This window comes from Bacteroides sp. BFG-637 (assembly GCF_024793605.1).
GTDB lineage: Bacteria > Bacteroidota > Bacteroidia > Bacteroidales > Bacteroidaceae > Bacteroides > Bacteroides vicugnae.
In genome coordinates this window covers 4,892,368-4,917,176 of record NZ_JANUPD010000002.1, presented here as the reverse complement: position 1 = coordinate 4,917,176, position 24,809 = coordinate 4,892,368, and the positions used below count along the sequence as shown (strand labels likewise).

22 protein-coding genes, 2 tRNA genes and 2 pseudogenes are annotated in these 24,809 nt (G+C 41.2%); 8 read left to right on the top strand and 18 right to left on the bottom strand.

Annotated features, from left to right (window positions below; genetic code table 11):
• Positions 1-62: 62 nt before the first annotated feature.
• A pseudogene (locus NXX38_RS19050) lies at positions 63-1,320 on the bottom strand (DEAD/DEAH box helicase); the annotation flags it as partial.
• A 46-nt stretch (positions 1,321-1,366) separates the two neighbouring features.
• Complete coding sequence (gene serB, locus NXX38_RS19045; protein WP_004311666.1) at positions 1,367-2,596, bottom strand: phosphoserine phosphatase SerB; 1,230 nt, start codon at positions 2,594-2,596, stop codon at positions 1,367-1,369.
• Between the two features lie 266 nt (positions 2,597-2,862).
• On the opposite strand from serB, the gene NXX38_RS19040 reads away from it, so the two are divergent.
• Both NXX38_RS19040 and NXX38_RS19035 read left to right on the top strand, forming a co-directional pair.
• Entirely contained in the window at positions 2,863-3,366 is a 504-nt protein-coding gene (locus tag NXX38_RS19040; RefSeq protein WP_148366661.1) for a thioredoxin-like domain-containing protein, read from the top strand.
• Positions 3,367-3,783: 417 nt separating this feature from the next.
• Positions 3,784-4,386 carry a sugar O-acetyltransferase gene (locus NXX38_RS19035; protein ID WP_195650299.1) on the top strand — a complete coding sequence of 201 codons (603 nt, stop codon included), beginning with the start codon at positions 3,784-3,786 and terminating at the stop codon, positions 4,384-4,386.
• An 82-nt stretch (positions 4,387-4,468) separates the two neighbouring features.
• Here NXX38_RS19035 and NXX38_RS19030 read toward each other — a convergent pair whose 3' ends face one another.
• Genes NXX38_RS19030 through lon form a run of 3 tightly spaced genes read right to left on the bottom strand, consistent with a single transcriptional unit; the run spans position 4,469 to position 9,162 of the window.
• Positions 4,469-5,566: an LptF/LptG family permease gene (locus NXX38_RS19030; RefSeq protein WP_195650300.1), complete on the bottom strand. Its 1,098-nt coding sequence runs from the start codon at positions 5,564-5,566 to the stop codon at positions 4,469-4,471.
• A 3-nt stretch (positions 5,567-5,569) separates the two neighbouring features.
• Positions 5,570-6,700, bottom strand: a complete 1,131-nt coding sequence (gene tgt, locus NXX38_RS19025; protein WP_004295910.1) for a tRNA guanosine(34) transglycosylase Tgt — start codon at positions 6,698-6,700, stop codon at positions 5,570-5,572.
• Positions 6,697-9,162 carry an endopeptidase La gene (gene lon / locus NXX38_RS19020; protein WP_195650301.1) on the bottom strand — a complete coding sequence of 822 codons (2,466 nt, stop codon included), beginning with the start codon at positions 9,160-9,162 and terminating at the stop codon, positions 6,697-6,699. The genes tgt and lon overlap by 4 nt, the downstream gene beginning before the upstream one ends.
• Positions 9,163-9,377: 215 nt before the next feature.
• Here lon and NXX38_RS19015 point away from each other — a divergent pair, with 215 nt between their 5' ends.
• A complete protein-coding gene (locus tag NXX38_RS19015) occupies positions 9,378-10,088 on the top strand; it encodes a tRNA1(Val) (adenine(37)-N6)-methyltransferase (RefSeq protein WP_099147034.1) in 711 nt (236 codons plus the stop codon).
• A 282-nt stretch (positions 10,089-10,370) separates the two neighbouring features.
• Here NXX38_RS19015 and NXX38_RS19010 read toward each other — a convergent pair whose 3' ends face one another.
• From NXX38_RS19010 to NXX38_RS18995, 4 genes are all read right to left on the bottom strand, one after another.
• Positions 10,371-10,880: a hypothetical protein gene (locus NXX38_RS19010; RefSeq protein WP_229128677.1), complete on the bottom strand. Its 510-nt coding sequence runs from the start codon at positions 10,878-10,880 to the stop codon at positions 10,371-10,373.
• A 535-nt stretch (positions 10,881-11,415) separates the two neighbouring features.
• Positions 11,416-11,490 (bottom strand) — tRNA-Pro (locus NXX38_RS19005).
• A 35-nt stretch (positions 11,491-11,525) separates the two neighbouring features.
• Positions 11,526-11,600: transfer RNA gene (locus NXX38_RS19000), tRNA-Pro, on the bottom strand.
• 126 nt (positions 11,601-11,726) lie between these two features.
• A complete protein-coding gene (locus NXX38_RS18995; RefSeq protein WP_258980675.1) occupies positions 11,727-12,464 on the bottom strand; it encodes a bifunctional 2-polyprenyl-6-hydroxyphenol methylase/3-demethylubiquinol 3-O-methyltransferase UbiG in 738 nt (245 codons plus the stop codon).
• A 149-nt stretch (positions 12,465-12,613) separates the two neighbouring features.
• Here NXX38_RS18995 and NXX38_RS18990 point away from each other — a divergent pair, with 149 nt between their 5' ends.
• Positions 12,614-12,808 (top strand): hypothetical protein, encoded by a 195-nt coding sequence (locus NXX38_RS18990; RefSeq protein WP_074558541.1) that lies wholly within the window; start codon positions 12,614-12,616, stop codon positions 12,806-12,808.
• A gap of 63 nt (positions 12,809-12,871) precedes the next feature.
• On the opposite strand, the pseudogene NXX38_RS18985 reads toward NXX38_RS18990, so the two are convergent.
• Positions 12,872-13,015, bottom strand: a pseudogene (locus tag NXX38_RS18985) (ATP-binding protein); the annotation flags it as partial.
• 498 nt (positions 13,016-13,513) lie between these two features.
• Here NXX38_RS18985 and NXX38_RS18980 point away from each other — a divergent pair.
• Complete coding sequence (locus NXX38_RS18980) at positions 13,514-13,786, top strand: hypothetical protein (RefSeq protein ID WP_258980674.1); 273 nt, start codon at positions 13,514-13,516, stop codon at positions 13,784-13,786.
• Here the strand turns inward: NXX38_RS18980 and NXX38_RS18975 are convergent.
• Positions 13,729-14,295 carry a DNA-3-methyladenine glycosylase I gene (locus tag NXX38_RS18975; protein ID WP_148366666.1) on the bottom strand — a complete coding sequence of 189 codons (567 nt, stop codon included), beginning with the start codon at positions 14,293-14,295 and terminating at the stop codon, positions 13,729-13,731. The genes NXX38_RS18980 and NXX38_RS18975 overlap by 58 nt on opposite strands.
• Before the next feature lie 90 nt (positions 14,296-14,385).
• Complete coding sequence (gene spt, locus NXX38_RS18970; protein ID WP_148366667.1) at positions 14,386-15,570, bottom strand: serine palmitoyltransferase; 1,185 nt, start codon at positions 15,568-15,570, stop codon at positions 14,386-14,388.
• 220 nt (positions 15,571-15,790) lie between these two features.
• Between spt and NXX38_RS18965 the strand changes: the two genes are divergently transcribed.
• The 3 genes from NXX38_RS18965 (at position 15,791) to NXX38_RS18955 (ending at position 19,074) form a co-directional block, all read left to right on the top strand.
• Positions 15,791-16,816 (top strand): diacylglycerol kinase family protein, encoded by a 1,026-nt coding sequence (locus NXX38_RS18965; RefSeq protein ID WP_167511853.1) that lies wholly within the window; start codon positions 15,791-15,793, stop codon positions 16,814-16,816.
• A 108-nt stretch (positions 16,817-16,924) separates the two neighbouring features.
• Positions 16,925-18,688: an aspartate--tRNA ligase gene (aspS, locus tag NXX38_RS18960; RefSeq protein ID WP_148366668.1), complete on the top strand. Its 1,764-nt coding sequence runs from the start codon at positions 16,925-16,927 to the stop codon at positions 18,686-18,688.
• Positions 18,685-19,074: a GtrA family protein gene (locus tag NXX38_RS18955; protein ID WP_004295929.1), complete on the top strand. Its 390-nt coding sequence runs from the start codon at positions 18,685-18,687 to the stop codon at positions 19,072-19,074. Before aspS ends, NXX38_RS18955 begins: the two co-directional genes overlap by 4 nt.
• A gap of 151 nt (positions 19,075-19,225) precedes the next feature.
• Here NXX38_RS18955 and NXX38_RS18950 read toward each other — a convergent pair whose 3' ends face one another.
• The 6 genes from NXX38_RS18950 to NXX38_RS18925 form a co-directional block, all read right to left on the bottom strand.
• Positions 19,226-20,110, bottom strand: a complete 885-nt coding sequence (locus tag NXX38_RS18950; RefSeq protein WP_195472777.1) for a carbon-nitrogen hydrolase — start codon at positions 20,108-20,110, stop codon at positions 19,226-19,228.
• 29 nt (positions 20,111-20,139) lie between these two features.
• Positions 20,140-21,255: an agmatine deiminase family protein gene (locus NXX38_RS18945; protein ID WP_258980672.1), complete on the bottom strand. Its 1,116-nt coding sequence runs from the start codon at positions 21,253-21,255 to the stop codon at positions 20,140-20,142.
• 77 nt (positions 21,256-21,332) lie between these two features.
• Entirely contained in the window at positions 21,333-21,875 is a 543-nt protein-coding gene (locus NXX38_RS18940; RefSeq protein WP_195472779.1) for a ferredoxin domain-containing protein, read from the bottom strand.
• 233 nt (positions 21,876-22,108) lie between these two features.
• Positions 22,109-22,861, bottom strand: a complete 753-nt coding sequence (locus tag NXX38_RS18935) for a restriction endonuclease (protein ID WP_234133429.1) — start codon at positions 22,859-22,861, stop codon at positions 22,109-22,111.
• A 135-nt stretch (positions 22,862-22,996) separates the two neighbouring features.
• Entirely contained in the window at positions 22,997-23,662 is a 666-nt protein-coding gene (locus NXX38_RS18930) for a hypothetical protein (protein ID WP_234133427.1), read from the bottom strand.
• A gap of 33 nt (positions 23,663-23,695) precedes the next feature.
• The gene (locus NXX38_RS18925; protein WP_234133425.1) at positions 23,696-24,547 is read right to left on the bottom strand and encodes a hypothetical protein; all 852 of its coding nucleotides are present in this window, start codon (positions 24,545-24,547) and stop codon (positions 23,696-23,698) included.
• Positions 24,548-24,809 lie beyond the last annotated feature (262 nt).

The window sequence follows — 24,809 nt, the reverse complement described above, 5'->3', positions numbered from 1 at the left end:
AAAAAGCACCATACATTCAGATCGTATAGTGCCGGATTAAAAAGCCTTGCTTTAATTTTGTCTGGGGGAGACGGACGGTTATTTCTCTTTCCTCCGTTATTATTATTCCTTTTTCCCCGGAAATCTTTTCTTTTGTAGTTGCCACCCTTGCCCTTGCTAAAAGAATGTGGTTTGTATTCCGGAGCTTCTCCCAATTCTTCAGGAATAGGAATTTTATAAATCTCTTTTTCCAGGAAGTTCTCAATACTTTTGAAGTTGCTTTGCTCTTTCTCGCTGATAAACGTAAGTGCTACGCCATCGTTATTGGCACGTGCCGTACGTCCAATGCGGTGTACATAATCCTCGCTATCGTGAGGCACGTCGAAGTTGATAACCAGTCGAATATCATCAATGTCGATACCACGTGCAACGATATCCGTAGCTACCAATATATTGATTCGTCCGGCTTTAAACTCGTGCATAACAGTTTCCCGTTGAGCCTGTTCCAGATCCGAATGCATTTCCCCTACATTCAGTTTCATGGACTTCAAGGCCTTAGCCACTTCTTTGACTTTGATTTTGGAAGAAGCAAAGACGATCACACGCTCCGGAACTTCATCCATAAAAAGACTGCGTATAATTCCCAACTTTTGATTCTCGTAACAAACATATGCCGCCTGAATAATCTTTTCTGCAGGTTTAGAAACTGCAAGCTTTATCTCTGACGGATTATTTAAGATTGTGTTTGCCAATTGCTGAATCTTTGCAGGCATTGTTGCAGAAAACATGATTGTCTGTCGTTCCTTCGGCAGATATTTCGCAATTTGCATGATATCTTCATAAAATCCCATGTCGAGCATCCGGTCTGCTTCATCCAGAATAAAATAAGAAACCTTGGAAAGATCTACATATCCAAGGCTTAAATGGGCGATCAGACGTCCGGGAGTAGCAATAACAACATCAGCTCCTAAAGTGAGTCCTTTTTTTCTGTTGTTCGAACAATACTCCATCATTTCCACCGTATACGGCAACACTCGATACCGGCATGAAATAAGAAAACCCTTCCATTTGCTGGTCAATCTGTTGGGCCAATTCCCGGGTAGGAGACATGATGACACAATTAATCGCATCTTCCGGATGTTTACCTTCAGATAATTTATTCAATACAGGCAGTAGAAATGCGGCCGTTTTGCCTGTTCCTGTCTGTGCTACTGCGATCAAATCTTTACCCTCAAGTATGATTGGAATTGCCTGCTCCTGTATAGGCGTACATTCGTCAAATCGCATGGCATCAAGCGCCTCAAGCACATTTGCATTTAATTGTAGTTCGGAAAACTTCATTCTTTTATTTAATTTGTCAGCAAAGATAATCTATTTTTTTGTCTAATTACATATTCAAGTAAGAATCTTTGAATCCGAGGAAATAGAGCACCCCATCCAGTCCGATGGTGTTGATCGATTGCTTGGCATTTGCCACCACTTTAGGCTTTGCGTGGAAGGCAATTCCCAGTCCGGCAACCCCTAGCATAGGGAGGTCGTTAGCTCCGTCTCCTACGGCGATGGTCTGTGCAATATCCACCTTTTCCACTTGTGCAATGAGGCGGAGCAATTCAGCTTTCCGTTTTCCGTCTACTACATCTCCCAGGTAACGTCCGGTCAGTTTGCCATCAATAATTTCCAGTTCGTTGGCATAGACGTAATCTATACCGTATTTTTTTTGCAGGTATTGACCGAAATAAGTGAATCCTCCCGAAAGGATGGCGATTTTGTAACCGTACTTCTTCAATACATACATCAGCCGCTCTACACCCTCTGTGATAGGCAAGCTCTCGGCTATTTCCTGCATTACCGATTCGTCCAGCCCTTTCAATAGTGCTACACGGCGGGTAAAGCTCTCTGTAAAGTCTATTTCTCCACGCATGGCGCTTTCTGTGATGGCCTTTACTTCGTCGCCTACACCGGCACGGATAGCCAGTTCGTCAATCACCTCTGTTTCGATTAATGTAGAGTCCATATCAAAACAGATTAGACGGCGCATACGACGGTACATATTATCCTGTTGGAAAGAAAAGTCCATTTCCAGTTCGCTGGCCAACTTCATCAGCTTCTCCTGCATCGCAATGCGATCTTTCGGAGTACCTCTCACTGAAAACTCAATGCAAGCCCTGGTACGTGTATCTGCCTGACATTCATCCAACGGGATACGACCTGTCAGACGTTTAATAGCATCGATATTCATGCCCTGCTCGGCTAAGATGCTTGTAGCGGCAGAAATCTGTCGGGCGGAAAGCTTGCGTCCCAGAACCGTCAGGATATAACGGTTTTTCCCTTGCATACCTACCCAGTTTTCATATTGCTCGGTGGTGATAGGTTCAAACCGGATGGTCACTCCCAGAGAAGAAGCCTTGAACAACAGTTCCTTCATAATGAATCCGGAATGTCTTTCTTCACTCTTGAACAGGATACCCAGCGATAATGTATTATGAATATCTGCCTGGCCGATATCGAGAATCGTGGCATCATATTTGGCAAGGATTTCGGTCACGGAAGCAGTCAGTCCCGGGCGATCTTCGCCGGTAACTCGAATCAGAATCAATTCAGTATTTGATGGTTGCATAAAAAATAGACTTTAACTCTGCAAAAGTAGAGAAAAAAGTTCGTTTTTATGCTAAATAACATAAAAAGTTATACCCCAAAAGTGAGATTTTTGCTTATTTGCTTGGAAGTTAATTTAATATTTACTTACCTTTGCACCCGGTTTCAAAAATAAAGGCTCTGATAATCAGCGGATTCCTCTTCGCCTGATGCCTGAAAAGACAACGTTTCGGGAAGAAACCACTGTTTAAGGACAGGCCCGGATAGTATTAACTAAAACCTAATTACATGAAGCATGTAAAATGGATTTTTGTTGTATTACTGATTTGTTCCTTGACCGCTTTCGTTGAGAAAGACAAACCTACCGGAGGTTTGAGTGAGGGTGACGTAGCCCCTGATTTTAAAATCGAATCTACGTCAGACGGGCAACCCGCCTTTAAATTGGGAAATTTGAAAGGTAAATATGTGTTGCTAAGTTTTTGGGCAAGTTATGACGCGCAGTCCCGGATGCAAAATGTAAGTTTGAGCAATGCGCTTCGTTCTTCTCATAATGTGGAAATGGTTTCTATTTCATTTGACGAATATCAGTCAATATTTAAGGAAACCGTTCGTAAGGATCAAATAGTTACGCCCACTTGTTTCGTGGAAACAGAAGGCGAGGATTCCGGCTTATTTAAGAAGTACCGTTTAAACCGGGGATTCACTAACTATTTATTGGATGGAAATGGTGTAATTATAGCCAAAAACATCTCTGCTGCAGATCTTTCTGCTTATGTAAAAGAAGTCGGTTAACGATTTTAAGAATGTAAGGAGAAAGAGGGATTTTCCAAATCACCGTCAGGTGAAAACAATGGAGAATAGACAAAAGAGGAAATGGATACAACAAAAAAGTTCCGCCTGCACTTGCATTAGCAAGAATAGGCGGAACTTCTCTTTATACTCTTCGTTTATCCGGTGCATCCAAAACACTAAGATCTTGTATCTTAAAATACTTTTTCTTAAATGAAAAAGCCGTGGGTAAGGAATCAGAAAACTTACAGAAATTATCTGCCAAACAAAATATTTCAATAACTTTGCATTCTGTAAATATAGTGATAAAGGTTTTGTATGTGTTTATAATTAGACACTATAAATATGCTACTTTTATTGTTATTCTCCAAATAATCAAATAATTATAATTCGTCGAACTGACGTTATATACGAAAAGGTATGAAATCAAATGACTCCACCCTCTCTGCATGGGAAAAGATGCAACTTGACATGATTTACGATGACTTCGATGAAGATTTGTTTAAACGCCGTGTAGAGGCAAAAAACATCTTCAAGAAGTTCAATCAAACAACCGATGAACAACCCGAAGAGCGTAAGCAGCTGTTGAAAGAGCTATTTGGTAGTATTGGAGAAAATGTGTATATTGAGCCAAACTTTATTTGTGAGTTTGGTAAGAACATTTACATCGGCAATGACGTTTACATCAACTTCGGTGCTGTGTTACTTGATTGCTCACGTATCACCATCGGCAACCATGTTCTCATAGGTCCTAATGTAGGTATGTACAGTGCCAACCACAGTCTTGATCCCGAGGAGCGTGCTCTGGGAGCACTCATAGGCGGTCGCATCACCATTGGTGACAAGGTGTGGATAGCCGGCAATGTAAAAATCATGGCAGGTGTAACTATAGGCGAAGGAGCCGTCATCGGTTGTGGAAGCATCGTCACGCATGATATTCCTCCCCGTACCCTTGCTGCAGGCAATCCTTGTCGTATCATCAAGCAAATAACCGAAGCGGACAAGGTTGGATTCGTGAAATAACGTTCATAAGAAGAAACTGAATGCACCAGATGATAAAGTAAAGGCACGAATCCGTGAAGACTGTGGAAGGCTTGCCTACCTTTTATTTAGGCGCCTTCTGGTACAAGAAGAATGCGATACCCGCATAAAGGATATTAGGAATCCAGACTGCAATGGCAGGCGGCACATTTCCGTTCACGGCAAAGGTAGAAGTAATCGTCTGGAACAGAATATAAGAGAAACTTAATCCTAATCCGATACCCAGATGAAGCCCCATACCACCTTTCGTTTTTCGGGACGAAAGCGATACACCGATGATGGTAAGGATGAAAGAGGCGAACGACATGGCAATTCGTTTGTGATATTCGATCTCAAATTCCTTGATGTTGGCAAATCCTCTTCGTTTCTGTTTGGCGATATAATCGCTTAATTCGGGACTGGTCAGCATTTCCTGCTGATTTTTCATGATGAGAAAGTCAGAAGGTTCCATGTTGATGATAGAGTCTATCCGGTCTCCCTTAGTGATTTTTTCCTTTAAACCATCCAGTTCGCGTACCATATAATCGTGGATCGTCCATTTATGAACGGTGGTGGTGTCGTAGGTAATCCGTCGTGCAGTTAAATGCGAAACTAATTTTTTATCCACAAATTTATCCAATGAAAAGCGGTTACCGGTTTTCATTGCGTTGTTATAGTTGTCGATATATGCAATCACTCCGCTATCCACTTCCAGCTGCACATTGCTTACCGAGTTTTGTTTCTTTGGTTTGATATACCGATCTTCAAAATTCAGACGCGTAACACTTCCTTTCGGAATCACATACGAACTTAGTGTGAAGGTGACCAATGCGATGATAGCGGCAGAAATCATATAAGGGCGCATCATCCTTTTAAAGCTCATACCGGTGGAGAACATCGCGATAATTTCGGAGTTTTCTGCCAGTTTGGAGGTAAAGAAAATAACAGCAATGAATACGAACAATGGACTGAACAGATTGGAGAAATAGGGGATAAAGTTCATGTAGTATTCAAAGATGATTTTATCCCATGGAGCTTCATGCTCCATTAGTTTGTCCATCTTTTCGTTGAAGTCGAATACCACTGCAATAGAAATGATTAGTGCAATAGCAAATACGTATGTCCCCAAGAACTTCTTGATGATATACCAGTCCAGCCGTTTTATAAATCGATTGCTTTTCATTTCTTATAATCTAGTTGATACTCTTTTAACCATCATCGGCTTCCAGGTCGAGAAATCTCCGGCAATAATGTGCTTTCTTGCTTCCCCTGCCAGCCACAGATAGAATGCCAGATTGTGTATGGAAGCGATTTGCATAGCCAGTAGCTCTTGTGCATGGAAAAGATGGCGCAAATAAGCCTTGCTGTACAATGTATCCACGCAAGAGGCTCCGTCGGCTTCAATAGGAGAGAAGTCTGTTTCCCATTTTTTGTTCCGCATATTGATAATGCCATCTTTGGTGAACAACATGCCATTTCGTCCGTTTCTTGTAGGCATAACGCAGTCGAACATATCCACGCCGCGTTCTATTCCTTCAAGAATGTTGACAGGAGTTCCGACCCCCATCAGGTAACGGGGTTTGTCTTTGGGAAGTATTTCATTGACAATCTCGATCATTTCATACATCTTGTCTACCGGTTCACCTACCGCCAAACCGCCGATAGCATTCCCGTCAGCACCTTTGGACGCTACAAACTCTGCAGATTGCTTGCGCAGGTCAGGATAAACGCATCCCTGGACGATGGGGAAGAGAGACTGGTTGTAACCGTATTTAGGTTCTGTCTCATTAAAACGTTGTATACAACGGTCGAGCCACCTGTGGGTTAATCCTAATGACTTTTTGGCATACTCGTAATCCGAGTCGCCCGGAGGACATTCGTCAAAAGCCATCATAATATCCGCACCGATAGTCCGTTCAATGTCCATCACCTTCTCCGGAGTGAAGATGTGCTTGCTTCCGTCGATATGCGAACGAAATTCAGCTCCTTCTTCACGCAGCTTTCTGATTCCGGCTAATGAGAATACCTGAAAACCACCGCTGTCAGTCAGCATGGGGCGGTCGAAACCGTTAAAGCGGTGCAGTCCGCCTGCTTTCTCGATCACGTCCAATCCCGGACGCAAATAGAGGTGATAGGTATTACCCAGAATAATCTGTGCCTGAATGTCTTCTTTTAATTCGGTCAGATGTACTCCCTTCACAGTGCCCAGTGTGCCCACCGGCATGAAGATAGGTGTTTGTATCTGCCCGTGGTCTGTTGTTATCAGACCGGCACGGGCATTACTTTTAGTGTCTGTATATTGTAACTCAAATGTCATTCCTGGCTGGGTTTCTTAACAGATAAATCAATAGGATCCGTTACTTTTTCGTTGGTCAATGCAATAGCGAATACCTCTTTTATATCGTTTACATAGTGGAAAGTCAGTCCTTTCAAATAAATATCCTGAATTTCATCTATGTTCTTTTTGTTCTCGGCACTCATGATGATTTCCTTGATTCCGGCACGTTTGGCTGCCAATATCTTCTCCTTGATGCCACCCACAGGAAGCACTTTGCCGCGAAGAGTGATTTCTCCCGTCATGGCAATGTTGGCTTTCACTTTTCTTTGAGTCAGGGCAGAAGCCAGTGAAGTGGCCATCGTGATACCTGCTGATGGACCGTCTTTCGGAATAGCCCCTTCAGGAACGTGGATATGGATATTCCAGTTGTCAAAGATCTCTTCGTCCAGACTAAGGACAGAAGCATGCGCCTTGATATATTCAAGTGCCAGCATGGCAGATTCTTTCATCACATCTCCCAAGTTACCGGTCAATGTAAGACGTCCGCCCTTGCCGCGGCTCAAACTGGTTTCTACAAATAAGATTTCGCCTCCGACAGCTGTCCATGCCAATCCGGTGACTACACCTGCGTAATCATTTCCCTGATACTTGTCGCGTGTATATTCGGGTGCTCCGAGGAAATCATACAAATCTGTCGGTTTGATTTCCGTCTTAGCGAAATAACCGTCCGTAGCATATTGGCGAGCCGATTTGCGAAGAATCTTACCGATCTTCTTTTCCAGTTCGCGAACGCCGCTTTCACGGGTATATGACTCGATTATAGCTTCCAGCGTATCTTTAGGAAGCTTGATATCCGTTTTTTTGAGTCCGTTGGCTTCCAATTCTTTGGGTAGCAGATGCTTGCGGGCAATCTCGACTTTCTCTTCCGTGATATATCCGCTTACTTCAATCAATTCCATACGGTCCAGCAACGGACCGGGGATTGTGTTCAGGTTGTTGGCTGTTGCAATAAACAATACCTTGGAGAGATCGTAGTCTACATCTAGGAAGTTATCATGGAAAGAAGTATTCTGTTCCGGGTCGAGCACTTCCAGCAATGCAGAAGAAGGGTCCCCCTGACGGTCGGCACTGACCTTGTCTATTTCATCCAAGATGAAAACAGGATTGGAAGCACCGGCTTTTATCAAGCTCTTGATGATTCGTCCGGGCATAGCACCGATATAAGTCTTACGATGACCACGAATCTCCGCTTCGTCATGCACACCACCTAAAGACATACGTACATATTTCCGTTTGAGCGCAGATGCGATGGATCTTCCAAGAGATGTTTTACCCACTCCCGGAGGGCCATACAAGCAGATAATCGGTGATTTCATATCACCTTTCAGCTTCAATACGGCTAAGTGTTCCAAAATACGTTCTTTTACTTTCTCCAGTCCGTAATGGTCTTTGTTCAACGTCTTTTCTGCGTTTTTAAGGTTCAGATTGTCAGTTGTATAAGTACCCCATGGGAGATTGAGCATCGTTTGCAGATAGTTGAGCTGTACGCTGTAATCCGGAGATTGCGGGTGAGTACGCTCCAGTTTGGCAAGTTCTTTCATGAACGTGTCTCTGACTTCTAAATTCCAGCGCATTCTTTCTGCCTTCTGGCGCATTTCCTCTATTTCCTGCTCTTGACCGCCGCCACCCAGTTCATCCTGAATAGTCTTGATCTGCTGTTGCAGGAAGTATTCGCGTTGTTGCTGGTCGATATCTTCACGGGCACGCATTTGGATGGATGCCTTGATTTCTGCCAACTGCACTTCACGGTTCAGAATTTCCAGTAAGTGATAAGTGCGTTCACGCAATGAGTTGATGCTCAACAAGTCCATCTTCTCATCTTTCTTGAACGGCAGGTTTGAGCAGATGAAATTGACCAGGAACATTGGGTTGTTGATGTTTTTAATAGCAAACGACGAATCCTGATGCATCACATCTGACGATTTGATGTATCTCATTGTCAAGTCCTTGCAAGTTTCCACCAAGGCTTGAAACTCTTTATCATCTTTGCCTGGGACATCTTCCTCCAAAAGTTGTATTTCACCTTTCAGGTACGGATGAGTTTCGATGATGTTTGTCAGACTTAAACGTTTCATTCCCTGAAGAATGACAGTTGTTGTCTGATCGGGCATTTCCAATATCCGCACAATTCGTCCTACGGTACCGATATTGTGTAAATCCTCCAGTTTCGGATCTTCTGTATGTGCCGATCTCTGGCATACTACTGCAATATCTTTATGTTTCTTGTCGGCATCTCGTACGAGTTTCAGAGAAGACTTGCGGCCTACCGTGATCGGCAGGAATACTCCAGGAAACAACACCATATTACGTAAGGGGAGTACTGGAAGAATTTCACCAGATTTCACATTTACATCAAATGCTTGTTCATCGTTCCCATCATAGTCTGTGATTAGCGAGAAGCTGTTATCGCCTCCATCTTCCAATAAATATCTTTCTTTCATCTTTTCGTTTTAATTTAGTTTATGTCATACTGATATGCATAAATCGTTTGCAAAGTTAATTGATTCTCTCTAATAATAAAGCACTGCGCAGAATAAAAACACAAAAACAATGCCAAAATATCGGCTTATAAAGGGAGTATTCCATAATTATTATTTATTTTTGGCGATTTGCAATAAAATAATAGTATAAAACGGCTTTAAGATAAACGGATAAAATGTCGAATCCTTATTTTAAATTTAAGCAATTTACGGTATGGCATGATAAATGTGCCATGAAAGTCGGTACGGATGGAGTACTTCTGGGGGCTTGGACTCTCGTTGAGAGTGCGCACCGGATTCTGGACATTGGGACGGGAACTGGGTTGGTGGCTTTAATGTTGGCGCAACGCAGTTTGCCGGATGCAAATATTGTAGCGTTGGAAATAGACGAAGCGGCTGTCGGGCAAGCCAGGGAAAATATCATTCGTTCGCCTTGGAAGGAGCGGGTAGAAGTGGTGCAGGCTGATTTTAAGAAATACAGGTCTTCGGATAAATTCGACGTAATTGTTTCTAATCCTCCTTATTTTGTCGATTCGCTGGAATGTCCGGATCGTCAGAGAGCCGCGGCTCGTCACAATGATTCTTTGACTTATGAAGATTTGTTGGAAGGAGTAAGCGGATTATTGGCAGAAGACGGATTTTTCACAATGGTGATTCCGGCAGATGTAGCTGAACGGGTAAAAAAGATAGCTTATATGAGAAAGCTATATGCAGTCCGTCAACTGAATGTAATCACTAAGCCCGGCGGTATTCCGAAACGTGTTTTGATTACTTTTTCTTTTTCCAATCAAGAGTGTATTGTAGAAGAACTATTGACAGAACTGGCTCGTCATCAATATAGTGAGGAATATATGACGCTAACCCGGGATTATTATTTGAATATGTAAAAGGGTGACGCTATCCGGTAAAGATAGTGACGGTATATGACAGCGATACCGTCACTATCGCGAGCATATACCGTCACTCTTTCAAAGCTGGTTCAAATACGCTATTTTGAGATCTTTGTTTTGTTCTTTTCTAACTCATAATTCAAGAGAGTAATTTCTAGCTTTTGAACACTATTTTTTAGCAGTACTTTCTGAAGTTGCTCTCGAAGTGAAATTATTATTATGTCTTTTGATAGTCTTAAATTCAATAAGCTGCTGCAATAACTAAACTACTCTCTTAAATTATTTGTTTTGTATATGCTTTATTTTAAATTCTTTCAGTGACTTTTCTATCTTTTGATAAAGGTCTGTCGTTTTTGTTGAGTATGTAGATAAAGAGCCCCTAGGCTCATCTGCAAATCTGAATAATTCATCTGCATCTGCATATATTGATACTAACTCATTATAAGCATCTTTACAATTTGAAGGATAATCATTTAGTTGTGGCATTATAGCCTCAATTGAATCTTTCTTTTGTTTGAGCCTCTTATAGGTGTCTGTTGTGATTATAAACTCCTGATGCTTCGCTAAGGCTTCATTGAAATCAGTACAATATTCTCCATTGTATTCATGATCATAAATCACTTTTCTCCAAGTATCACAATAATGAAGAGCTATTGCTTCACTTAAATCAGCTTCTTTCTCAATCATGGAAGCGGTATTAGAGAGCTTTGCTATATACTCCTTTTCTGAATTACATGAAACCAAAACGATGGCTAGTATCGCACTCAAATAAAAAAACTTTTTCATCATATCGTTACTTTTGTTATACAATCAATTTATTGGAATTCTGTTTGTAATACTGTATTAGAGTATTACAAGGTTGATATTTTATATTTAAAAAAACATCTATTTTATTACTTGAAGAATATCCAATGATACGCTTATTTGATTTTTCTGGAATTCTAAAATTCAGAAAGGGACTTTGTGAATGCGAATGTAATGAAATGAAAATAACAACGAGCATCAGCAGAGTTTTCTTCATGTGTTTAAGTATTTTGTTTGTTATCGTTTTCTCTATAAACAATGTTTGTATTTCCGCTATAAAGTTAACGCAAAACATTGATAACGCCAAAATAAAAGGGGAATAAAGTTAACAAAATAGATTTTTACTCTAAATTAAATAAGAAAATGAAGATAATGCTAGGAATCTGTTCAAAGATATTTCAAAGAATTGCCCTTTTTATTTGTCCCCAAACGGGGATAATTGCACTTATCCTATATATAATAAAAAGCCAATACTAATTGTACTGGCTTTATTTTGTGAATCTTGACTTGATTTTCTTCGTCGGGGTAGCGGGATTCGAACCCACGACCCCCTGCTCCCAAAGCAGGTGCGCTAACCGGACTGCGCTACACCCCGAAAAACTTTGAACTTAATAACCCTCTTTTTTGTAGTCGGGGTAGCGGGATTCGAACCCACGACCCCCTGCTCCCAAAGCAGGTGCGCTAACCGGACTGCGCTACACCCCGAAAACTTTGGGGTTATTATTTCCAAAAGCGGTGCAAAGATAGGGAGTATTTTTTAATTAACAATAGCTAAGCGAATGTTTTTTATTTATTATTTTTCAATACCTTGAATCTCATTGCTTTGCGGCTTCACTTTTTTTTCTTGGCAGAGATCAGAAGCATCATGGGGCGTCGTAGTTCATCTTTCATTCCCGGAATAGTATCCAACAACTTTTCGTCGGGTTGTGGCTCTATCAGTTCGCATATCTCAAATCCGGTTTGAAGGAGGCTGTTTATATAGGTAGTCAATGTTTTGTGGTATTTGACCACTTCTTCGCCCAGAAAGACTGCCGTGCGTTTACCTTCTGTAAAATAACGATCTACCGGCCAATGGATAGGATTCCCCTCCTGGTCGTAATGCCAATCCTGATTGCCGTAAGCTGTAAATATAGGATGCTCGACAGAAAAGACAAAAGCCCCTCCCGGAGTTAAGCAATGATTAATTTTCCGGCATATATCTATAAAAGATTCGAGGTAATGGAAAGCTAATGAGCTGATAACTATATCATAAGAATCCGGCTGAAAATCAAAGTCCTCAATAGCCATACATTGATATTCAATGAGTGGAGACGGGTTTCTTTTCCGGGCTTCTTCGAGCATTTTTTCAGAAATATCAATTCCGGTAACGTGTGTCGCTCCATGTTCTATTGCATAAATGCAATGCCATCCGAATCCACAGCCTAAATCCAACACCCTTTTTCCTGCAAAATTGGGGAGCATTTTCTGTAATACGTGCCATTCTCCAGCACCTTTCAAACCTTCCACCGAACGGGACATTTGCGAATATTGACTAAAGAAGCGATTATTATCGTATTTGTTTTCTTTCATAATTTATTAAGAGGATAAGTGGAATGAAAGCACAAATATAAGATTTAGTTTGTATATGACGGAAAAGATATACATAAATAATCTGCGGGTATGAACCATCTTTCGCTGTTTTCTGTTCTCTAAATAAGAAATTTAAAATGAAAAGTCTTATGAAAACAAAAAAACAAAACGAAGCAAGTGAAAAAGAAGTGCACTTGTTAGAGCAAAAAGGATATGAAAGAATGGTGAATGAGATTGTCCCCGTACAACAGGGGGAAGCATACCGCAAGCCGAGTAACAAAGCAGTCAAAGAGGCTGTAAAGGAGCTGAATCCCGATGCGAATAGCCTGGGTAGCAGAGGATAATTCCTCTGCTGTTACCCTGATTATTACATCAGTCCCAAAGGTTCAGGAGGCTTTCAGTGATTCTCATTTAGGGAAAGTAAGAATAAAATAACTTCCTTTCCCTGATTCCGATTTTATATTGATACTTCCGTCATGCAAAGTTATGATTTGTTTGCACAGGCTCAATCCGATGCCCGAACCGGATGTTTGGGTAGTAGAGAATTGGATAGGAGGGGGTGAGGTAAAAAACAGAGGTTCCGTTTGCTTGAAACGAAGCCTCTGAATGTATCAAACGGAGCTTCTTCCGCACAGGTTTGGAGCCTTCATTTAGGGGATAAAAAAAGCGTCTTTTTTCTGAACGCATTGCGAAGGACACGGAAAATATTCCGTCGCAAATTGCGAGAACGGTTTGAAGCCATTGATGATGTAGGTTTCCGTGCCTGTTTTGTCTTCTTTCATTATAAAAAATTAAATTGTATATCAAACCTGTATTGTCGGCTTAATTTCCCGCAAAAGTATGAAAAGGAATTGATTTATAACTGTAAAATAAATTGATTTTTAAGGACGTAAATTAGGTGTGTCAAAATCTATTTTTAGTTTTGTTTTGTCGAATAAATTCGGCTGTTAAATCAGTAAACAATAATTATTAAAAAAGCTGATGAAGAAAGAAGATTTGATTTCGTTTATGAAAGAAATCGCTGTCTTGATAAGTTCAACGAGTTTAAAGTGAACAGCGAAAAATATGAACTCACACTAGCGCTTAACGTGAAAAAGGGTGATTATGCCGCTATCAAGGCCGAGCTGACCAGCAGTAAAGGAATGGAAGTAGCTATTGTAAAAGTTACCACTCGTGCAGCTGCTACTCCCTGGGGTGTAGAACTTACCAGTCCGACATTCAAAGAAGATAAGACGATTGATGTTAACGCTAAGGCAACTTTCTCCTACCGGCAAATACAGTCTGCCAGATGGTCGTTAATAAACCCTGCTGCCTGCAAGTGAGCATAACAAATCGTAGCTCCAAAGAATTTAAATCCTCGTTTCTTCATATCCTTGCTCATGGCATCAGATTCGGGAGATGATACCGGAATCTCACTCAATGACTGAAAGGTATTGATGATCGGTTTTCTTTCGGGAAAGAACGACAGTGTATAGTCGTAAAAACTACCGAATTCTTTTTGTATGGCTAAGAACTGTCTTGCATTTGTAATTGTCGCTTTGATTTTCAGACGGTTTTTCACAATGCCATCAAATTGCATCAGTCGTTCAATATCTTCATCGTTCATTTGTGCCACTCGTTCAGGGTCGAAATCACAAAAGGCTTTGCGATATCCCTCTCGCTTTTTAAGGATAGTTATCCAACTCAATCCTGCTTGAGCACTTTCCAGCACAAGAAACTCAAACAGTGTCTTGTCGTCGGTCACTAACTTTCCCCACTCCTGATCGTGGTATTTCACATACAGTTCGTCAGTTCCGCACCAACCGCAGCGTCCGTTTACTATATCTTGCATAATCACACATATTGTTGTAGGCGTAAAGATAATAAAAAAGTCTGATACATTACTGTACCAGACTTTTTTAGATGATTTATATAAATCGGATTATAAAATATCCAGTGCTTTAAATGCCTTAACCAGCTTCTCTACAGCGCGGTCAATTTGATCTTTTGTATGAGTAGCCATCAATGCCACACGCACCAAAGTATCTTGCGGTGCACATGCCGGAGGAATAACAGGATTGATAAATACACCCTCGTCGAAAGCCAATTTAGTGACCATGAATGTTTTCTCCGTGTCACGTACATAAAGAGGAATGATAGGTGATTCTGTTGCACCGATTTCAAAACCTGCTTCACGGAAACGCTTTAATGCATAGTTGGTAGCTTCCCACAGCGCTTCAAGTCTTTCCGGTTCATTCTGGATGATGTGGAGAGCTTCAAGAGCAGATGCGGTAGCAGCCGGAGTGTTGGATGCACTAAATATATAAGTACGTGCGTTGTGACGTAACCAGTTGATGATAGAAGAATCAGCAGCAATGAATCCACCGATAGAAGCCAGCGATTTGCTGAAAGTACCCATAATCAGGTCAACTTCGTGAGTCAGACCGAAATGGTCGCAAACGCCACGTCCTTGTTTTCCGAATACCCCCAATCCATGAGCTTCGTCTACCATGATAGTAGCGTTGTATTTATGTTTCAAGCGTACGATTTCGGGCAAGTTTGCCAGGTCGCCTTCCATAGAGAACACGCCGTCTACTATGATGAGCTTCACTGAATCCGGGTTGCACTTTTGAAGTTGCTTTTCCAGATCCGCCATATCGTTATGCTTATATTTCAGTTGTTGAGAGAAGGAGAGGCGACGGCCATCTACGATAGATGCATGGTCGCGGTCGTCACAAATGATATAATCATTGCGATCTGTCAAAGCAGGAATAACTCCGGAATTCACCGTAAAACCGGTTGAGAAGCAGAGCGCTTCATCTTTGCCTACAAAGGCAGCCAGTTCTTTTTCCAATTGAACGTGCAGGTCAAGTGTACCATTCAAGAAGCGCGAACCTGCGCATCCGGAACCATATTTATGCATGGCCTTGACACCTGCTTCAATCACTCTTTCATCTCCCGTAAGGCCAGTGTATGCATTGGAACCGAACATCAACACTTCGTGTCCGCCCATTTCTACCTCTGTACCCTGTTTTCCTTCTATCTCACGGAAATATGGGTAAACGCCCTGTGCCATAAACTTTTGTGGCAGGTCGTACTTAGCTAACTTCTCTTGTAATAATCCCATGAATTATAATTTATTATACTCATAATCAGATCGTTCGCTGACGATCTAGCATCTTTTTATCTTAACAAGTGTTTAAAAACAGGGGGCAAAGATAACAAAATTTGCTTTTATCTGTTCTTTTTAAGAGAAAAAAGTTGCTTGCATGTGATTAGAAACCTCTAATAGATTAAAATTTAAGATATTTATATTACTTTTGTCGTCTACAATTGACAAAAATGGCATGAACGAAAGGATGAAAAAAATAAAATTCGTCGTCAACCCTATTTCGGGAACACAAAGTAAAGAATTGATTCTTAACTTGCTGGACGAAAAAATAGACAAGGCGAGATACTCTTGGGAAGTAGTGTATACGGAAAGAGCCGGTCATGCAGTAGAAATAGCTGCCAAAGCTGCCGAAGAGAAAACTGATATAGTAGTGGCTATCGGCGGGGACGGGACAATCAATGAAATAGCTCGTTCGTTGGTGCATACTGATACCGCACTGGGAATTATTCCTTGCGGATCGGGCAATGGACTGGCGCGGCATTTGCATATACCGATGGAACCGAAAAGGGCGCTGGAAGTGCTGAATGAAGGTTGCATGGATGTTATAGATTATGGTAAGATTAATGGTGTGGATTTTTTCTGCACTTGCGGATTGGGGTTCGATGCTTTTGTTAGTCTGAAGTTTGCGCATGCCGGTAAACGCGGGCTGTTGACTTATCTGGAAAAGACCCTGCAAGAGAGTCTTAAATATGAACCGGAAACGTATGAACTGGAAACGGAAAACGGAGTTTCCAAGTATAAGGCTTTCCTGATTGCCTGCGGAAACGCGTCGCAATATGGAAACAATGCTTATATCGCCCCGCAAGCTACGCTGACGGATGGCTTGCTGGATGTGACCATTCTTGAACCATTCACCGTATTGGATGTCCCCTCATTGGCTTTCCAGTTATTCAATAAGACAATCGATCAGAATAGCCGTATCAAGACTTTCCGTTGCAAGCAGTTGTGTATCCGCCGCACTTCTCCGGGAGTAGTGCACTTTGACGGCGACCCCATGGAAACGGACGCTAATGTGAACATTGAGTTGATCCAAAGGGGATTGCGTGTAGTGGTGCCGCAAGCGTCGGAAAAGGATGCTGCCAATGTGCTCCAAAGAGCGCAGGAATATATGAATGGCATCAAATTGATGAATGAAGCCATCGTTGACAATATAACAGACAGAAACAAGAAAATATTGAAAAAGCTGACAAAGAAAGTCTGATAAAATAACGGATTACTGACTACGAATTACAAATTATTGCGTACTTTTGCGCAGTTTTGGTTCAATCAAAATAAAAACGCGAGTGATAATCGTTTAAATAAAAAATATATGTTCAGAACGCACACATGTGGAGAACTAAGAATCTCTGATGTAAACAAGCAAGTTACGCTGTCCGGATGGGTACAGCGCAGCCGTAAAATGGGAGGAATGACTTTTATTGACCTCCGCGACCGTTACGGAATTACCCAGTTGGTCTTTAACGAAGAAATTAATGCTGAACTCTGTGAACGTGCTAATAAATTGGGACGTGAGTTCGTCATTCAAGTGACAGGAACGGTTAATGAACGTTTCAGCAAGAATGTAAACATTCCTACCGGAGACATTGAAATTATCGTTTCCGAACTGAACGTACTAAATACTGCAATGACTCCCCCGTTCACCATTGAGGATAATACGGATGGTGGTGATGATATCCGCATGAAATATCGTTACCTGGATTTGCGTCGTAACGCTGTCCGCTCTAATCTGGAACTGCGCCACAGAATGACGATTGAAGTTCGCAAATATCTGGATAGTCTGGGCTTCATCGAAGTGGAAACGCCTGTTTTGATCGGTTCTACTCCTGAAGGTGCACGTGACTTCGTGGTGCCGTCACGTATGAATCCGGGACAGTTCTACGCACTTCCGCAATCTCCGCAGACATTGAAGCAATTGCTGATGGTTTCCGGTTTCGACCGTTACTTCCAGATCGCAAAATGTTTCCGCGATGAGGACTTGCGTGCTGACCGTCAGCCGGAATTTACGCAGATTGACTGCGAAATGAGCTTCGTTGAGCAGGAAGATATTATCACTACTTTCGAAGGAATGGCTAAACATTTGTTCAAAACACTGCGTGGTGTGGAACTGGCTGAACCGTTCCAGCGTATGTCTTGGGCGGATGCCATGAAATATTATGGTAGCGACAAACCGGACTTGCGTTTCGGCATGAAATTCGTGGAATTGATGGATATTATGAAAGGTCACGGATTCTCTGTTTTCGATAATGCTGCTTATGTGGGTGGTATCTGTGCCGAAGGTGCTGCAACCTATACCCGTAAACAACTGGATGCATTGACGGAATTCGTAAAGAAACCGCAGATTGGTGCAAAAGGTATGGTATATGCCCGTGTAGAAGCGGACGGAACTGTGAAATCGAGCGTGGATAAATTCTATACGCAGGAAGTGCTTCAGCAAATGAAAGAGGCATTCGGTGCTAAACCGGGTGACTTGATTCTGATCCTGTCCGGCGACGATGTGATGAAAACACGTAAACAACTTTGTGAGCTTCGTCTGGAAATGGGCGCTCAACTGGGATTGCGTGATAAGAATAAGTTTGTTTGCCTTTGGGTGATTGACTTCCCGATGTTCGAATGGAGCGAGGAGGAAGGCCGTCTGATGGCTATGCATCATCCGTTTACTCATCCGAAGCAGGAAGATATTCCTATGTTGGACACTGATCCGGCAGCTGTACGTGCAGATGCTTATGATATGGTAATTAATGGTGTGGAAGTTGGCGGCGGATCTATCCGTATCCACGATGCGAAATTACAGGCGAAGATGTTCGAGATTCTTGGATTCACTCCGGAGAAGGCAGAAGCACAGTTTGGCTTCCTGATGAATGCCTTTAAGTATGGTGCACCTCCTCACGGTGGTTTGGCATACGGACTCGACCGTTGGGTATCTTTGTTCGCTGGTTTGGATTCTATCCGCGACTGTATTGCGTTCCCGAAAAACAATTCCGGACGTGATGTGATGCTGGATGCACCGTCTGCAATCGACCAGACTCAACTTGATGAACTGAATTTGATCGTTGATCTGAAAGAGGGCGAGTGAAAGAATCTGTACGTATATTCCGTTTTATAGTCATCGGTACAATGAACGCCTTAATTATGGCGTTGGTTGTATGGTTAATGATGAAAGAAATGTCATTCGACGGTGACTATATGGTGGCTAATATAACAGCGTATCTGATAGCTCAAATCCATAACTTTATCTGGTGCAAATACTGGATATTCCCCGTAGAAAATAAAAAGAATAGTATCTGGAAACAGATACTGCTCTTTTGTTCTGCTTTTGCCGTGGCTTACACCGCACAGTTCTTATTTCTTGTGTTATTGGTAGAAGGATTGGACGTGAATGAATATCTGGCCCAATTCCTGGGATTGTTTATTTATGGAGGGGCTAATTTTCTAGCCAACAAGAAAATAACTTTTCAATGAAATAGTTGTTAAATATAATATATAGGAAGGGCACGGAGTTTTTAATTTAGATTTTAACTCTGTGCCCTTCTTATTTTCTTATTGTAGGGATATTTACTGAATATCCTTTCTTTATATAGAGAACTTCTGCAATAACTTTCAGTAGTGAACTTTAGTCGAGGAAGCGTTTGGTAAGTCCTTCGTATTCGTCAATCCGGCGATCACGGAGGAAAGGCCACCAACGGCGGACGTTTTCCGAGCGTTCCATATCTATTTCCACTACAATGTTTTCCGGATGATCGTTTCCGGCTTGTGCCAGGAATTCTCCTTGCGGTCCTGTTACGAAACTGTTTCCCCAAAATAGGATGCCGTTTGTCTGTCCGGAAGGATCGGGCTCGTGTCCTACACGGTTGACGGAGATGACAGGAAGACCATTGGCAACGGCATGGGCACGCTGCGAAATAATCCAGGCGTTGAGTTGGCGGGCTTTTTCGTCGTCCGTGTCACTGCTTTCCCAGCCGATGGCGGTAGGATAAATTAAAAGTTCCGCACCTTTCAGTGCCATCAGGCGGGCAGCTTCCGGATACCATTGATCCCAGCATACCAGTACGCCTAGCTTTCCTAAAGAGGTTTGAATAGGTTCAAAACCGATGTCTCCGGGAGTGAAATAGAATTTCTCGTAGTAAGCCGGATCATCGGGAATATGCATTTTCCGGTATTTTCCCGCAATGCTTCCGTCGCGGTCGAACACAACAGCGGTGTTATGATATAGTCCGGGGGCACGTTTCTCAAAAAGAGAGGTGACAAGGACTACTTTATTGGCGGCTGCCAACTCGGAATAAAAGCCTGTGGATGGTCCGGGAATAGGTTCAGCCAGATCAAACAGGTTGGTGTTTTCTGTCTGGCAGAAATAAAGTGAATTGTGTAGCTCTTGAAGCACAATCAGTTGCGCACCGTGAACAGCGCAAGCCTCGATACTCTTTGCGAGGTTCATCAGGTTGACCCGAATATCTGCGGTATTGGATTGTTGGATGATTCCGACTTTTATCTTTTTCATGATGAATAATTACTTGATTGATTCATTTGTTATTTTATAACTCCCAATGGGTATTGCATGGTGACACAATGCAGGGAACCGTGTTGCTTAATCAGGGCACGGCAGTCTATTCCGATTATCTGATGTTCTGGAAATGCTTGTTGTAACACTTCTCTTGCTTTTTGGTCATTCGCTGGCTGATGGTATGTCGGGTAGAGAATAACTTCGTTCATAATCAGGAAGTTGGCGTAAGTAGCGGGCAGGCGTTCGCCGTCTTCTTCGATCTTGTCCGCCATCGGTAAGGCTAACAGGCGATAGGGTTCTCCTGCTAGGGTGCGGAATGTTTTCAGTTGTTCCTCCATTGCAAGTAATGCTTCGTAGTGTTCGTCTTCTTTGTCGTCGCATTTCACGTAAGCAATGGTGTCGGTAGAACAGAAACGTGCCAGGGTGTCGATGTGGCTGTCGGTGTCGTCGCCGGCAAGATAGCCGTGGTCTAACCAAAGAACCTTTTGCAGGTGGAAGGTTGATTTCAGGTATTCTTCTATCTCTACCTGGTTCAGTCGCCCGTTCCGCTGGGGAGAAAGCAGACATTCGGAGGTAGTGAGCAGTGTGCCCATTCCGTCGCTTTCGATGGAGCCTCCTTCGAGAACGAAGTCAAGGTGGTCTACATACTGGCCTTTCAAGGCTCCGGCTTCTACCGCTTGTTTGGTGATTTGATTATCCAGTTCGGAAGCAAATTTCAGTCCCCAGCCGTTGAATGTAAAGTCGAGCAGGAAAGGGGTGCCGGTGTCTATCATGGTGATAGCTCCGTGGTCGCGTGCCCATGTGTCATTGGTGGCACATTCCAGAAAGCGGACATTACTCATGTTGACGGTAGCGGCTATCTGTTTTTTCACTTCTTCCGGTTCGGGAGTGACAATCAGTAGTAACTCTCGCTTCGCTATTTCTCTGGCTATGTTTATAAAACACTCTTGCACTTCTGCCAGCATGTATGCCCAGTCTGTACCGGCGTGTGGCCATGTCAACTGTATACCACTCTGCATATGCCATTCGGCGGGCAAATGAGGTGCTCTCATTTCTACCTGCACGGTCATGTTTTTGCCGAAATTCAACTGCAAATCTTTCTCCGAGCCACTTGGGCTGGGAAGTCCAACCATGATTCCCATTAGACTATTATCTATTTAGTTATTTATAAAATCAGTTTATTGTCTGCGTCAGTCGTCAATATACTTGTTACGCATCATTACGTATTTGTTTCCTGCTTTGGCTTCCGGTCAAAGAACGGATTCTTAGAGGATGCACTTACAGGGATGGCCATTACCATCTTGCAGTCTTTCAGCAAGTTCAGGCGTTGTGCTGCCAGTCCGGCAGAGAACATCACACGTGTGTCTACACGAAAATCGGCTGCCGTAGCGCAGGCGGAACCTATGGCGATACCTACATCTATGCTGTTCAATGCACAGGGAACTCCTTCAGTGCGTCCGGCACAAGTGGCGAAGCCGCAATGACCACAGTTCAAGCCTTGTGTCTGCTCGCGTGTTCCTATTAATACAACACATTCGGCACTTAGGATGTTGTCGGCATCACGAAGGAAAAATTTCATTCCGTGTTCTTCTACCATAGCTATCATAGTGTCCGATAGTTGTTTAATCTCTTCATCCGTGATTAGGGCCACTTCGATAATATCGATTCCTTTTCCTTTCGGAGCAGTACGCGCAGCCGTCATCATCTGGCGGGCTACTTGTAATACATGTTCATGACGGGTATCTCTTTCATTCAGTATCATAACCTTTTCTTGAATTAATTAGTGAGGCAAAGATAAATCAAAATTGGAAAACTTTACATTAAACGATGAAAGAAAAAAGGGAAAATCGCTTCTTTACACTTTCGTAGTTTACACTTTCACTGTCCGTAACCTTCGCATCGAATATCTCATCTTATCAAAGAGGAAACAGGCTGAGTGCTTACGCTTAAAGTTCATTTTTCAAGGTATGATACTGTCATTTTTGAAAGTAAAACTTATTCTTTCAACTTAAAAGTAAGTCTTAAGGGGTTTTCATCCAACTTAAAGAATGGTACTTGTGACAAAATTAATACAATACCGGAAGAAGCTCGTTTTACGCAATTCTGGTTGATATAATCCCGAGTGATTTCTCCTTTTTTTAATAGTATTTTAATGGCATTTTTGAAATGTTCTATTTCAATTTTACTTGGGTTTCCTTGTGAAGTTATTCTTGTTACTCCTGCCCAATCTACGTTTGTGATTATATTTTCTTTTCCTCGGCTATTATACAAAGTTTTCCCTTTGAGTGGCATAATGTATGTTTCCCAAATGGAATCGAACGTGTATTCCTCATTGGTGAAAAAAATGTTTGAGCTCTTAGATTCTATATCTTGTACTTTTTTGGGGGAGGCTGATGAATAAAGGGTACCTTCTGCTGTTTTGGTTGTTTTGTCAGGATAATCAATTATTTGCAAATCTATTTGTAGACGGTTGGCTACTTCTATAGCATCAGGCATGATTTCTCCATTGGTAACTAAAATAGCTTTATTGCATCCAAAATAATCTTTTGCACCATGTAACTCCATTATCATGCTTCTATTTACTTTTCTAGAGTTTCCGTACATTTTTACTTGAATCGCTATCTTTTCCTTTCCTTTTGTGGCAAAAATATCAATTCCATAATCTCCACTTTGTGGAGTTAATTCAGTGGTATATCCTTGTTTATTGAATAATTCTCGGATATACTCTTCATATTCTCTTGGTTTCATATAAATAAAATTAGTTTAATGATGAAAGTTATGTTTTCGTTCTTCTATGTGATGTGTCATGTAGTTCTCCAATTCTTTACGTAGCATAAGTGTTAAGGAAATGTTTAACGAACTATTGATTGAATAGAAATAAATCTAATTTCTTTTTCTCATAAACTTTTGAGCAAAATAGATAATTTCAAGAGGTGTCAATCGGTAAATAATTTTATTATCATTTTCTAATACCCAGTTTTGAGTATCAGATTGAAATTTCCATTCCAACTTTAATATATCCTTACCTAAGTTTTCAGCTAATAGTTGCTTTGTCTTATCAAGCACTAGCATTGTCGTCATTTGGCGTATTGCCATAGGTCTAACATAGTCCTTGATTTCCAATACCTTTCCTTTATTATCAAGAACGAATGTAATTTCACCTGATTCTACTTTTAAACCTGTACGTTTGGATTTTATATTATGAACCAATGATACAGCTATAAATGCATCAGGGGCTTCTGATATTTCAAAATATTGGTCAAACACTCCTCTGCTATCAAGAAGTTTTATACAACCGCGAAGTGTGTCTGTTTTTTGCTCCTTCATTTTCAATTTTATGGGATAACGTGCGTCTTGCACAATTAAGATCCATTCAATAGGTTCATGAATGAGAGTATCCGATAATGATACTGCATTGAAAAACTCCTTGATACAGTTTTTTGACCATTCAACTAATTGATGTTGTTCCGTTTGAGAACTTTCCGTATTTTGTCCTAAAACATTTGTTGTAAAACATAAAAGCAGGAATAAAAAAATATACTTTCTCATAAACAATAATATTAAAGTATGACAAATTCTATATCAATAAAAATTGGTGAATAATAGCTTGTACTGTTCCTCTGCACTTTTACTAATAGAGAAATATCCGTAGGAAACTTCTTTAACTTTTCCTTTGGGAGATATTATGAATACGCTGTGCTTTGTTTGCTTATATCCATCTCTTCCTTCTATTATATATTTATGCTCAATACATAATGCTGCGTGTATCCAGTTAGGATGAAAATCAGCAACTTGTTTAATAGAAGAAAATGTAAAATCCAACGCATCAAAGACTTTTCGTTCTAAAGTTAATTTTGTATATAGTGTCCATTCTATAGGAATATATTTTTGTGAGTTATTCAGATTTTCTGAAATATGTTTTCTTACTATATCCTCTCCCCATATTATAAGCTCCTCGTTATTACTATTTCTTAATGGACCTTGTATCATACCTGTAATTTGTTCTATCCCTGTATAATCTTCTCCATCAATACGATTGACAAAATTTGTAATATTCCCTTTTTTGTCAAATTCAATATGTTTACAATAATGAGATTCACAACCTTTTTTATTGATTATTTTGAATGTATGTGAAAGGCGCAATGTATTCCATTCAACGGAAGGTATATGAAAAGCGCTATACGTAGTTGTATGACCTAAATCATCAGTATAACCACTTCCTTCCCATTTTAATGCTATATATTCTTCATTATTGTACAAATTGTTTTTAATATATTCTTTTGTTTTTGCCTTAATCCAGTTTGTCTTTTGTTCTTCACTTGCATTGGGATTGAATTCAGGGAGATAATCTTTCTGAAAAGAAACACCCCAGATGATTAGTAATCCTATTATAACTATGATACTAAATAAAATGAACTTATCAGAATTATTCATGAGAATGAATATGTTTAGATAATAGAATAAAGTATTGCTGTAAATATGATTCCGACTAATGTACCTATCAAAGCAGATTTTGTTTTTCCTTCATGGCGATTCCATGAAGTAAAGCACAAAATCAGACCAATCAGTGGTATTAAGAAGCTGACGAACAGATAACTTAGACTAATTTCGTTATTATTAGATGAGATGTTATTTTGTGAACAACCACAGAATGGACAGTTTGAAGCACTATCTGATATTTGCTTCCCGCAATCTT